Genomic DNA, 13,498 nt, shown 5'->3' on the forward strand with positions numbered 1-13,498 from the left:
CCTCCTTGATTTTTTGTTATTGTCCAGGTTTACCTCACTCTTCCTGAGCAATAACTTTTTGCACTCTCTGCGTTTTCTATATAATACCTTGAATTCTGCACAATTGTAATAGAATATTTTCCAGAAAAAGGTTAAATATTTACGGTATGGTCATAAATTTTTAACCTTTTATGTGAAATATGCACTAACACTTTACCGTGTAAAATCAAAAAACCCCAAATTCAATCCTTTTCATACATAAGAAACGCAAAAGGATCGAACCTGAGGTCTCACTTTATCTGGCAGAGTAGTATATTAAAAAGATCTGGTACAGCATAAATCAGGTAACTCTTCCACAAAACGTGCAGCTGTGAAGATACAGAACAGTTACAAAGTCTGTTTTATGGTATTAAACGGAAAGATCAGCTTTTCAATTTCGCTGGAATACATATTCTCCGGAGTTACAAGCTGACAGCCGGAATTTACATTCTCATCGTAAGGTTTGCCCTGCAGCATACGCACAGTCTCCGTTACACCCAGATAGCCCATCTTAAACGCTTTCTGCACAACAATTCCCTTGAAGACACCCTTTTCCATAAGCTGGACTGCTTCCTGGGAGCTGTCTACCCCCACTACCTGGATTTGGTCTTCCATATCATGTTTCTGTACCGCCCGTGCTGCGCCTACAGAGGAATATTCATTCATTCCTGCAATCATTTCAAGATTCGGATATTTCTCCATCAGTTCTTCTGTAAGCTGGGAAGCCTTATCAAACTGGGAATTACAATATACTACGTCTACAACATTCTTATTATAATCCCCCAGACCTTCCCGAAAGCCCTGTTCTCTTTCGATTGCAGTGGAAACACCTTTTACATGGCTTACAATTGCAATCTGAGAATCCTTATTTAAAAAAGTTCTGGCATATTCCCCCAGCTGCTTTCCTGCTTCCAGGTTATCTGTGGCAACTGTCATATCCTGAATATTGCTTTCTGTATAGGAATCTATAAATGTGATCTTGATTCCCTTATCTTTTGCCTTCTGCAATAATTCATCGGAAGCATCAAAACTGGAAGGGGAAAATAATATTGCATCCGGATTTTTCTCAATGGCCTCTTCCAGAAGTTTATTCTGTACCTCCACATCCTGTTCTCTCTCCGGTGCCAGCACTTCCAGTTCTGCACCGCATTCCTGCGCCGCCATTCTTGTCCCTGAAATCAAGGAGGTCCAGAAGTCATTGGTTCCATCCTCTGTTTTCGGTATGTAAATTAATGACCACTTTTTGTTATTATTTTTTTGACGAATATAAAGCATTCCTCCGGAAACCAGACACACCGCCAGCGCTATGCATACAAGCATAAGCCATTGTTTACGCTTTTTCATGATGTTCCTCCTGCTCGATCGGAATTACCACTGTAACAGTCGTACCTTTTCCTTTTTCACTTTTATAGCTCAGACCATATTCCTTTCCATAGTACATACTGAGACGTCTTTGAACGTTGTATACACCGACACCATTAGAACGATAATTGACTTTATGCTTCTCAAAGATCCGGTTCAAGGTCTCCTCATCCATTCCCACACCGTCATCTGCTATTTCGATAACTGCATTTCCATCTTTCTGGTATCCGTTAACAGTAAGCATCCCTTTTGATTTCTTATATTTAAGACCATGATAAATTGCATTTTCCACAATTGGCTGAAGTACAAGTTTCACTATATGCACACTGTTAATAGATGGATCCACATTGATCTCAAATTCCAGTTTATCCTTATAGCGCATTTTCTGAATGGTGAGATAACTCTTTACATACTGGATTTCCTGGCCGATGAGGACCGTTTCATCTTCGTTGCTGATACTTTGCCGCAAAAGCCGTGCCAAAGAAGCGGTCATCAGTACTACATCTTCATATTTCTTTCCTTCTGCCATCCAGATAATGGAATCCAGCGTATTATAAAGAAAGTGGGGATTGATCTGGGACTGAAGAGCTTTCAGTTCGCTCTTTCGCTTCAGTTCCTGTTCGTGGACATTCTGTGCCATCAGATCTTCAATCTTATGGGTCATCACATTGAATGATGTGGTAAGACTTCCAATTTCATTCTGGGAAGGTATAACCAGATCATCTGCTGCCTTGAAATCTCCTTCCTGAACCCTTTCCATAGAATCACGAAGCTTCTGAATCGGAAGAGTTATGCTTCTGGCAATAAAGCTGGAAATAAGCATGGCGATCACAACCAGCACAATGGCCGTCATTACATATATGTTATTGGCCTCTTTGCTGCTCTTTAAAAGCTCTGCCATATTCATGCAGCCAACAATCGTCCAGCCAGTTATTTCAGAGCGGGCAAGTGTATAGATTTTTTCGTCATCTCCCTCTCCTGTTACTACCGTATCTGTGTCGGCATTCATAACAATATCAATGTTCTCCGTCTGAAGCTCATTATACAGCTGCTGCTGGCTTGGATGATAAACGATGTTTCCATTCTGATCCAGAATAAATACATATCCCTTATCCCCAATGCTGTTCTGGTCGCAGAGCTCACTGATGGCGCTGTAATTCAAGTCAATAAATACAACACCGTCACTGTTTCCCGTGCCATAAAAATTATGGACTTCGCGGCTTAATGTAATCACCCACGGACGCTGGTCCTTAATCACATGCTGGACATGGGAAGAACTGAGACAATACTGATTATAATTATCTACTGCATTGGTGTACCACTCCTGAGTGGAAAGATCCAGATCCGGATTGGTGGCCTGATATCCGCTGTTTATAAGCATAACCCCATCTTTTTGCACGATTCCAATGTTGCAGATGTCATCACGTCCTTTCAATATCGTACTGAATTGTTCCTGGAGACGCTTCCTGTGCCCTTCTTTTACAGCCTCATCCTCACCGATACGCTGGTACAAAAGCTGATACGCATCCTGGCTTTTTGCAATAACTGAGGCAATATTATCCATATATGTAATATACGAATCAACATTCTGATTCAGCTGATGTATAATGGTCTGGGTATAAATGGCAGAGTTCTCATAAACTGTAGAATTCGTATATCTTACTGATACTGCAGTCGCTGCAAGTACCGCACAGAGAACCAGAACAGAAACAGCCGCAAATATAGTGCTTTGAATACTTTTGAAGCCTTTAAGAAATTTTCGTTCTCTTTTGTTTTTATTCATAGGCTGCTCTCCCTTGCGTTTTCTCATTCATTTAACTTTTTATTTTTCATATCTTTCATCACTGATTTCTGTAGAAATAATCCACCTGCTGGCAGCAAATCTTTTTATAGCTGCAATTATTCACTTCCGGATTCAATCATTTCCAGCTCCCACTCTGTCTGAAAATTTCCCTTAAGATTCTCTGAAATATGAATCTTCCCATCATCTGTCACCAGGATCACATTGAATTCTTCCCTGTGCTGCCGCCAGAATTGACAAGCCTTCTCATAGCCCATAATATAAAGAGCCGTGGACATTCCATCCGCAAGTGTACCGTCCTTTGATACGATTGTCACAGACAGCAGATCTCCATCTGCCGGATATCCTGTCCTGGGATTGATGATATGAATATAGGTCTCCCCATTTTCTTCAAAATACCTCTCATAACCGCCAGAAGTAACTACGGCCTGATTTTCCACAGATAAAACACCAATATAATCCTGCTGTCCGCCTTTTGGATCACGTATTCCCACTTTCCAGCTGCTGCCGTCTGGCTTCGTCCCTATCGCCTGAATGTTTCCTCCAAGAGAAACCAATGCGGAAGAAACGCCATATTCCTGAAAAAGCTCTGCCAGCTTCTGACCTGTATATCCTTTTGCAATTCCTCCAAAATCAATCTGCTGATCTGCTCCAAGCGTTACAAACTTTGCTTTTTCTTTGCTGTCCCTGCCCTTTTCATCAGAGTCCCGGGTCTGTATTTCTACTTTATTTCCATCCACCAGTGCCAGTTTTTTTTGTACTTCTGCAGCTGTAGGCACATGATAATTACCTGTGGGAAATCCCCATAGCTTCATCACCGGATAAATCGTATCGTCAAAAAGTCCGTCTGTCTCCTGATAAATCTCTTTTCCCCGGAGGATCAGTTCTGCCAGATCATCTGTTGCCTGCAGATTTCCCTGTTCGTTTAAGGCATATACTTCACTTTTACTGTTTTCTGCTGATAACATCGCATCCAGTTTCTGTACTTCTTCTATAGCTGCATCTACAGCTTTTTCGCTATTTTTACCATATGCGGTAAACTCCATATAGGTGTCCATCGCAAACAGCTGCTTCTGGCATTTCTGATTCTGAACAAAATACCTGCTGCCTTCTGTAAGAATCAAAATTCCAATACATATGCCGGCTGCCGTCAGTACTTTTCTTTTCATATGGATCTTTTTTCCCTTGCATACTCGGTAGGAGTCTTACCTGTCATTTTCTTAAAAGAAATTCCAAAATAATGGGGATCTGAAAAGCCCACCTTCTCCGCAATCTCATAGTTCTTAAGTGCAGTCTGTTCCAGGAGTTCCTTTGCCTTTTCCATACGGGTCTTACTGAGGAATTCCAGGAAAGTGCCTCCTGTGGCTTCCTTAAAAATAGTACTGAAATAGCTTGTACCAATATTCAGATAGGAGCAGATATCATTCAATCCTAATTCCGGCTCATTGTAATGCTGGCGAATATATTCCATAGCAAGTACCGCCTGCTTCTGCCCGCTGGAGCTGTTCAGGGAAGAGCACCTTTCGAATACCTCGTGAACATAGTCCTCTGCCATTTTAAAAGCTTCCTTAAAAGTTTTCTGTTCGGTTACCCGTCCCATGAGAATTTCTCTTTTGTGGAACAGATCTTCATTCTCAGAAGAAAGAGCTTCCCAGCAGCTTCCTGCATGGCGCAGAATCATCTGAAGGCAGACACAGGCCTGACTTTTATCCACTCTGGCCTTTTTGATCTCAGATTTCATAACAGAAAGAGCCTGATTCATCTCAGCTTCATTGCCTTTCTTGATTCCATCTACCATATCGCTTAATGGCTGCTGCAAAGAAATACTTCTCTCCGGATTCAGTGTTTCTGTATCAATGAGCAGATTTCCGCCCAGTAAATAGCGCAGTTCAATAGCCTTCTCAGCCTGGTTATGAGACTGGATCGTATCTCCGGGATTCCTTACCCAGCCCCCAATTCCTGCTGAAGCTTCAATGCCGATCACTTCTTTTACTTTTTTCTGGATTTCCTGACAGATTTCCTGTATTTCTCTGGAAAACTCCCTGCTGCGGTTTCCCATAAAGAGGATACACACCCGGTTATTTCCTTCCTGATAGGCAATTCCTGCATTACGATCTGTCACGATCTCATCTGCAACATTAAATAAAACAAAAGCCATTAATGCGCTCTCCTGGCGTTTTTCCATATCAATCTGATGAATATCGGAAAACAGATCCATGTCAAATAACGCAACCCGATAAGATGCTGCCTCCAGATTAATTCCCATTCCAGACAATTCCTCCAGGCTCTCCTGCACATCCCGCGTACAGCTTACCAGAGATTCAATCGCTTTCGAACGAATCACCAGAGCATTTTTGTGATAATCCTGAGATGTCTTTGTGAGGGATTCTATTTTCTTCTTTTCTTTTCTCTGCAGATCTACTTTTTCTTTCATTTTGCCAATAACTTCTCTGAGCTCCATAGCAGTTACCGGCTTCAGCATGTATTCGCTTACATTATACTGAATTGCTTTCTTTGCATATTCAAATTCCCCGAAGCCACTGAAGATCACAATTACGATCTCCGGGTAATTATCATGCAGAAAATGGCTCAGTTCCATTCCATCCATATACGGCATCAAAATATCTGTGAGAACAATATCTACCGGATGGCTCTTCACAAAATCTGCTGCCTGCTTTCCGTTTTCGCAGTCTCCTACAAGCTGGCAATCCATGGACTTCCAGTCAATATTCTCCTTTATGGCGTCACGTACCAGGATCTCATCATCTACAAGTAAAATTCGATACATAGTTTTCGCTTTCCCTTTCTATACACAGCATGTACCTCATCGGCTCCCCTGCGCCTGTTTGCACATGGTATTCTATTAATTTCAGCTAAATATTATATTATCACATACCATAAAATCATGCAAACTAAACAAACAATTCCAGAGTGTGTTTGGTGTGTTACTGTTCACTCCGTTCACAGTAACGCGCTTCGCGATGCACAGAAATCATGCATTCGCATGATTTCGCGCCGCAATTCTCGGGTTTTCTGTGAACTTTGTTCACAAAAAACGCCTCGCGGAACGTTACCAGTGAACAGTAACTGTTTGGTTACTGTTACTGTTTACTGGTAACAAAAAAGCTGCAAAGTTATAAGCATTATAAACCCTGCAGCTTTTCTGCTGTGTAAGATATTCAAAGAAGCTTTGAAATTATAACCATTATTTTACAATCACTCCATCCTCATCCCAGAGATCGTGCCAGTCCTTTGCACCTTCCCACAGGAATACATGGCCTTTGATCAGACGGTTATTCTTATCAAGGGAACGGATGGTTTCCATCTCTTCTTCTGTCAGAGGATCTTCCGTGACACATTTCAGATTCATGGTGTAATTCTTCTCTTTCAAAGAGAATGGAATTGGGGAAGCACCTCTCTGTACAGCCCATTTAATGCAGATAACTGCTGGATGTACACCATGTGCCGCTGCAATTGCTTTCAGCTCTGGCAGTTCAATATCCGCAATATCTTCTGGCATTTTATCACGTTCCGGACGTTCAGGAGAACCAATTGGGCAGAATCCTACCACTTCAATACCATGCGCTCTGCAATAATCAAACAGCTCCGGCTGCTGGAAGCATGGATGAAGCTCCATCTCGATCGCAGCTGGTTTAATTCTGCAAAGTGGAAGTACTGCCTCCAGTTTCGGGATTGTCATATTAGACATACCGATATGTTTCGTCAGACCCATATCTACCAGGCGCTCCATCTGGCGCCAGGTTTTCATAAAGCGCTCTACTGTAAACGGTTTGGAATCAGGATTTCTGGAATCCACATCACAATGTGGTGCATGATAGTTCGGGAATGGCCAGTGAACATAATACATATCCAGATAGTCAAGCTTCAGATCCTTTAAGGTCTTCGCACAGGCAATCAGTACATCTCCGTCACCATGCATATCGTTCCATACTTTGGAGGCAATAAAAAGTTCTTCTCTTTTTACAATACCTTCTGCAAATGCATCTGCGAAAATCTTTCCGATCATATCTTCATTTCCGTAACATGCAGCACAATCAAAAGAACGGTAACCTACGCGAAGTGCACCTGCAACAGAAGCAGAAACTGCGTCTGCATCTGCATGGTCACTTCCAAAAGTACCCATTCCAACAGCTGGCATCTTAGCGCCAGTATAAAGTGTTCTCTGCGGAACAATTGCCGGATCAATCATTGTCATTTTCTTATCCTCCTTAACATTTCTTTTGCACTATGGCTTTCAATTACAACGCAATTTACTTTCGCTTAATATCTTTTACTACATTTTCTTATAATTTAGTAACCTCAATCTGTGGAAGCAGTTTTTCCATATCTTCCATCACAAAAAATCCAGTCTCCTCGCGCATGGCTGCTGCCGCTGAAATAGCACTTGCCAGTTTCATTGTCTCAGGAAGTGAAAGTCTCCTGGATAAACCCAGTGCGAATCCTGCGATCATAGAATCTCCACACCCAACTGTGTTCACTGCATTTATTCTCGGAACCAGTGCACGGAAAATTCCTCCATTACCTACTGCAAGAGAACCGTCAGCTCCCAGGGAAACAGCTACGATTTCCACACCTTTTGCATGAATCTCTTTCGCCGCATCTATAATATCCTGAATATTATCACATTTCTTGCCTGTGAGCATACGGATTTCATCAATATTGGGCTTGATCATAGTAGGTGCTGCTTCAATTCCCATTTCAAGAAGTTTGCCACTGGTATCCAGAATAACCGGAATTCCTGCCTCTTTTACAATCTTTATAAGTCGCTGATAAGCAGTTCCATCAAGTCCTTTCGGAACACTTCCTGACATTGCAACTACTTTCGCTTCTTTTACAAGATTACAGAATTTTTCCTCAAATCCGGCAAAATCCTCTTCTGTAAGGGTAAACCCAGGTTCCAGAAATTCTGTCTGAACTTTATTAACTTCATCCCAGATATTAATACAGGATCTGCTTTCTGCAGCTACATGATAAAAAGCACTTTTAATACCAAACGGTTTCAATGCATTCTCAATATAAGCTCCTGCATAACCACCTACAAAACCTGTGGCAGTCACCTCTGCTCCGTAAATTGAAGCCGGCTTGGATACATTCAGACCTTTTCCACCAGGAACATAAGTACATTCCTTTACACGATTCACTTCTCCAGTCTTAAAGTTATTTACCACATACCGCTTATCAATGGCTGCATTTAATGTTACTGTCAGTATCATATGCTCAATCCTCATTCATCAGAAGAATCTTCCCCTTTACAAGACCAGGTGTCTTATAGAGCTGGAATGCTTCCTGAGCCTGACTCATTGGCATTTTGCGATAAATAAATCCCGGATCAAATTTCAGCTGACCGGTTGCAAAATAATGAGCTGTAAGATCCCACTCTTTGCCTGGGAACGGGGAACTATAGGACATCCAGGAGCCTGTAAGTTTAAATTCTTTACGATTCATATTCTCCCACTGCTTTGGTGTAAATGTAAGATCTGCATGAGGTGTTCCAATGAAGCATACGTGTGCCTTATTCGCAGCAAGTTCAAATGCCATATGCATAGTGGGAACCTGTCCGGCTGTTTCAAACACATATTCATAGCCCTTACCACCGGTAATTGCCATAGCCTCTTCCATATAATTCTCTTTGGTTGTATTGATAACTGCATCTGCGCCCATTCTCATGGCAAGATCCAGGCGTTCCTCACTAATATCAAATACGACAACCTTCTTGGAACCAAAGATCTTTGCCCACTGCATTGTGAATATGCCAATTGTTCCACATCCTAAAATTGCTACGCAGCGACCGCCCTGATAATCATTCTGAAGGAGTCCATGAAGAGCAACTGTGGATGGCTCGAACATTGCACCCTGTTCATAGGAAATAGACGGATCAAAAGGAATCGCATTCTGCTCTGGAATTACTACATAATCCGCATTACTTCCCTGCTGCCTGGAACCGATAAAACTGTAATGCTTACATAAGGAGAAGTTTCCATTCTGACAATCATCACACTTCATGCACGGAAGAAGCGGAGCCCCGGAAACGCGGTCGCCAACTTTCACCTTAGTGACCCCTTCGCCAACTTCTACTACATCACCAGAAAACTCATGTCCAAGAACGATAGGATAAAAATGAACACCATGATTCAATACTCGCGGAACATCAGAGCCACAAATGCCGGAAGCTTTTACTTTAATCTTTACCCAGCCTGGTTTTGCCTGCGGTTCTTCGATTTCCTGGTACTGTACATCCTCGTTTGCAACTACAACTGCTGCTTTCATCTTGAAATACCTCCTTACTTCCGTACCATCATAGCTTTCAGAGATTCATATAAATCCCTATATGTACGGTATGTCTTATTATAAACTTCTTTATTCTCAGGATTGGGCTCATGGCGTCTTGTCTCTTTCACTGTCATGGAAACCGCTTCCTCGTAATCTTTATAAAATCCAACTCCTACGCCAGCCAGGATTGCAGCACCTAATGTGGTTGCTGTATCGGAAGCAGGGACCACCACTGCCTTGCCTGTCACATCAGCCTTAATCTGAGTCCAGAGAAGGGAATTGGCTGAACCTCCCATAGCACGAAGAACTTCTGCTTTAGCACCTGCTGCTTCAGCCACCTCCAGATTATGGCGCAGGGAAAATGCTACGCCCTCCATACAGGCTCTTACCATGTGTCCCTTGGTCTTAGCAAAATCAAGTCCATAGAAAACGCCTTTGGCGTATGGATTCCAGACAGGGGATCTCTCCCCGGACATATATGGAAGGAACACAACGCCTTCACTTCCGGCTGGTACTGCCTCGGCAATTTCATTCAGTTGTTCCAGAGAGGATTTCCCGGTATCCGCCTTGCGGCTCCTCTCATAAGCTGCAAATTCTCTCTCAAACCAGCGCATGACACCGCCGCCTCCGGTAGTTCCTCCCTGAAGAAGCCACTTGCCTGGCACTACGTGATATCCTAAGATCAGACTTGGATCTGCTTTGTATGTATCTGTGCAGATGCTCATGCCACCAGCCTGTCCACCCTGCTCCTGGGTCTCCCCCGGATGGATCACACCTGCACCAAGTGTTCCACAGGCTGCATCCAGACCACCGGCCACTACAGGAGTTCCGACAGTCAGTCCACTCTGGGCTGCCGCCTCTTCCGTCACAGTTCCCACTATCTTATCGCACGCAACAATCTCCGGAAGAAAATCCACAGGAATTCCCATTTTCTCACACATCACTTCATCCCAGGTACCAGTACGCATATCAAAGCAATGCAGGCCATATCCCTGTGAAAGATCCTGTGTGATGGCACCAGTCAGTCTGTAAGCAATAAAGCTGTTTGATTGAAGGATCTTGTAAATCTTATTATATACTTCAGGCATATTCTCCTTATACCAGAGAATCTTCGCTGTGGTATAAGAAGGCTGAAGAGAATTACCTGCAACATTGAAAATATTCTCACTGCCGATTTCATTATTGAGTCTGTCGCAGATTTCCTGGGCTCTTGTATCCATCCAGATAGGTGTATCTGTCAGAACATTTCCCTCATGGTCAATGGCAATAGCCGACCAGCTCTGCCCATCAATTCCCACTCCGGCAATCTGCTCTCCTGAAATATTACCTGTCTCCAGGCATTCGCAAATAGCGCCGCAAACCGCATGCCACCATTCATCCGGCTTCTGCTGCGCCCATCCCTCATGAGGATAATAAACAGGGTAATCCCCATTGGCGGAAGCCATCACCTTTCCGTTCTTGTTAAATATGGCAACCTTGCACGCGCTGGTTCCAATATCAATTCCTAATAAATAGTCTTTGCTCATCCTTGTCTCCTTATGGATTTCCCCATAAAAATATCAGTCTGAAGTTTCCGTACAATATGGTCAGGAAGCTCATCTCTTCCTTCAAGCCGTTCCAGCATGATCTGTGCTGTTTCCCTTGCAATTTTCTCTGTGGGCTGTGAAACAATGGTAAGTGCAGGTCTGCATGCACGGGCAAAAGGCAGATTGTCAAATCCCACCAGGGAAATCTCCTCTGGCATGGATACCCCCATCTCGTTAAGCCCGATCACTGCCCCCATAGTCATCTCATAGTTCGTCACAAAAACAGCTGTCATATCCGGATTCTCTTTCACCAGCTCTTCTACTGCCTGAACCCCTCCCTGGATCGTGTAATCACCATGACAGATCAGCTTTTCATCAACCGCAATTCCATGAGCCTTAAGTGCTTTCATATATCCTAACATACGCTGTCTGGCAGTGAATACCTCATCCGGTCCACCGATCAGACCAATCTTCTGATGCTGTTCTTCTACCAGCATGCCAACAGCCTTCTCAGCTGCATTTACATTATCCACCAGCACACAGTCGCAGGATATTCCCTGGATCATACGGTCGATAAGCACAATGGGTTTACCTGTTTTCTGAAATTCATTCAGATGGGCTCCAGTCATATCTACCGGCATATTGATAATTCCATCCACACGTTTCCGGGTAAGGAAATCCACTGCTTCTTTTTCAAGCTTCTTATCTGTTCTGCAGTCACAGACAATCGCTGCATATCCATGGCTTCGGAGGATATCCTCCATTCCACTGATGATTTCTGCGCAGAAAACATTGTTCAGCTCTGGAATCACAACCCCCACTGTCTTGGTCGCATTGGTCTTCAGACCGCGGGCAACTTCATTTACTTCGTAATGTAATTCTTCGATGGCTTCTTCGATCTTGATACGGTTCTTCTCTCTTACATTCCCCCCATTGAAATAAGAGGAAATCGTTGCCAGACCAAGTCCTGTCCGTCTGGCAATATCTTTCATCGTCGCTGCCATAAATCAGCCTCTTACTCAGCCTTTCCGTCACAGCCGCAAACTTTCATACGGGCCATTACAAGCTCTTTCACAGCTGCAATTCCAGCCTTGCCATATGCCTTAGGATCAAATACCTTCTCATCCTCAAGTGTCTCTCTGACAGCCTTGGAGTATGCTGCACGAAGCTCGGTGGCAAAATTAACCTTACAGATTCCTCTCTTTACGCAATCCATAACATCCTCATCGCTAAGGCCGGAAGCGCCATGAAGAACCAGAGGAATATCTACAACTTCACGAATTTCACTTAAACGCTCCTTATCAAGAACAGGAGTTCCCACATAGAAGCCATGTGCTGTGCCGATTGCTACCGCAAGAGAAGTAACGCCGGTGCGCTCTACAAATTCTCTGGCTTCCTGTGGATCGGTATTGGTATCTGCAACTGCAACCAGGTCGTCTTCCTTACCACCTACCTTACCAAGTTCTGCCTCGCATGGGATTCCCATAGAAGCTGCTACGTCAGCCACCTTCTTGCTCACCTCAATGTTTCCTTCATAATCCAGCTTAGAACCGTCAATCATCACGGAAGTATATCCAGCCTTCAGAGCCTTCATGGCGAGATCAAAGCTACTGCCGTGGTCAAGGTGCAGGCAAACCGGAACGGAAGCCTTTGCAGCTTCTGCTGCAACGATTGCCTGATAGGTCTCAAGAGTGCCATATTTAATAGTAGATGGAGTAGTCTGGATCATAACAGGTGCTTTCAACTCCTCAGCTGCCTGAATGATCGCTTTCACCATCTCCATATTCTCTGCATTAAATGCACCCACTGCGTAACCGCCCTGCTGAGCTTTCAACAACATTTCCTTAGATGTAACAAGTGGCATATTCTCCTCCTTCTGCCTGCTGATACAGGCCGTGAATCTTCTGTTTTCAAGAAACCGAAACGTTTCTGTTTTAGTTCATATTAACTCTTTTCCAAATTTCTGTCAACAGTAAATATTTCATCTTTTTGCGTAAAATTTTACCTTGAAAAATCCAGCAAAGAAAGGTAACTTATAGAGTAGAATACTTTCGGAACCGGTATCAGTTTTTATAGATTACTGTGCCAGATTTCTGAGAAAGAACGAAGGGAGAATATATTATGTTAAAAGGAATTCCAGAAATACTTTCACCACAGCTTTTAAAAGTTTTATGCGAGATGGGACACAGCGACCGCATCGTTATCGCGGACGGCAACTTCCCAGTAGAATCAATGGGTAAAGATGCAATTGTTGTTCGCTGCGACGGACATGGAGTTCCAGAACTTCTGGACGCTATCCTTACTGTTATCCCTCTTGATTCTTATGTAGAGAAACCAGTTACCCTGATGGAAGTTATGCCTGGCGATCCGGTAAAAACTCCAATCTGGGATACATACAAAGAGATTGTTTCCAAACATGATGAACGTGGCGCCGAGGCAGTTGGAAATATCGAGCGTTTCGCATTTTATGAAGAGGCAAAGAAAGCATATTGTATTATCG

General features: G+C 43.3%; 11 protein-coding genes. 1 reads left to right on the forward strand and 10 read right to left on the reverse strand.

Annotated elements, in window-relative coordinates; all coding sequences use genetic code 11:
- Positions 1-366: 366 nt before the first annotated feature.
- The 10 genes from AB5642_RS09755 to AB5642_RS09800 form a co-directional block, all read right to left on the reverse strand.
- Positions 367-1,362: a substrate-binding domain-containing protein gene (locus AB5642_RS09755; protein WP_195391730.1), complete on the reverse strand. Its 996-nt coding sequence runs from the start codon at positions 1,360-1,362 to the stop codon at positions 367-369.
- Positions 1,349-3,163 (reverse strand): sensor histidine kinase, encoded by a 1,815-nt coding sequence (locus AB5642_RS09760; RefSeq protein WP_173717496.1) that lies wholly within the window; start codon positions 3,161-3,163, stop codon positions 1,349-1,351. The genes AB5642_RS09755 and AB5642_RS09760 overlap by 14 nt, the downstream gene beginning before the upstream one ends.
- Positions 3,164-3,279: 116 nt before the next feature.
- Positions 3,280-4,350: an FAD:protein FMN transferase gene (locus tag AB5642_RS09765; RefSeq protein WP_195391729.1), complete on the reverse strand. Its 1,071-nt coding sequence runs from the start codon at positions 4,348-4,350 to the stop codon at positions 3,280-3,282.
- Complete coding sequence (locus tag AB5642_RS09770; RefSeq protein ID WP_173770688.1) at positions 4,347-5,969, reverse strand: response regulator; 1,623 nt, start codon at positions 5,967-5,969, stop codon at positions 4,347-4,349. The genes AB5642_RS09765 and AB5642_RS09770 overlap by 4 nt, the downstream gene beginning before the upstream one ends.
- A gap of 417 nt (positions 5,970-6,386) precedes the next feature.
- The gene (locus AB5642_RS09775; RefSeq protein WP_118577756.1) at positions 6,387-7,397 is read right to left on the reverse strand and encodes an aldo/keto reductase; all 1,011 of its coding nucleotides are present in this window, start codon (positions 7,395-7,397) and stop codon (positions 6,387-6,389) included.
- Positions 7,398-7,485: 88 nt separating this feature from the next.
- Positions 7,486-8,415: a 1-phosphofructokinase gene (gene pfkB / locus AB5642_RS09780; protein ID WP_173734872.1), complete on the reverse strand. Its 930-nt coding sequence runs from the start codon at positions 8,413-8,415 to the stop codon at positions 7,486-7,488.
- Between the two features lie 4 nt (positions 8,416-8,419).
- A complete protein-coding gene (locus AB5642_RS09785; RefSeq protein WP_118577758.1) occupies positions 8,420-9,469 on the reverse strand; it encodes a galactitol-1-phosphate 5-dehydrogenase in 1,050 nt (349 codons plus the stop codon).
- 14 nt (positions 9,470-9,483) lie between these two features.
- Positions 9,484-10,998: a xylulokinase gene (xylB, locus tag AB5642_RS09790; RefSeq protein WP_173734871.1), complete on the reverse strand. Its 1,515-nt coding sequence runs from the start codon at positions 10,996-10,998 to the stop codon at positions 9,484-9,486.
- Positions 10,995-12,002, reverse strand: coding sequence for a LacI family DNA-binding transcriptional regulator (locus AB5642_RS09795; RefSeq protein WP_173734870.1), 1,008 nt, complete (start codon positions 12,000-12,002; stop codon positions 10,995-10,997). The genes xylB and AB5642_RS09795 overlap by 4 nt, the downstream gene beginning before the upstream one ends.
- Positions 12,003-12,013: 11 nt before the next feature.
- Entirely contained in the window at positions 12,014-12,862 is an 849-nt protein-coding gene (locus AB5642_RS09800) for a class II fructose-bisphosphate aldolase (protein WP_173717930.1), read from the reverse strand.
- A gap of 257 nt (positions 12,863-13,119) precedes the next feature.
- Between AB5642_RS09800 and AB5642_RS09805 the strand changes: the two genes are divergently transcribed.
- Positions 13,120-13,498: RbsD/FucU family protein (locus tag AB5642_RS09805; protein ID WP_368371567.1), on the forward strand; the 379-nt coding region annotated here is incomplete at its 3' end.

The organism is Ruminococcus sp. 1001136sp1_2201st1_G3_2201SCRN_220225 (genome assembly GCF_040924365.1).
GTDB classification, from domain to species: domain Bacteria; phylum Bacillota; class Clostridia; order Lachnospirales; family Lachnospiraceae; genus Blautia_A; species Blautia_A faecis.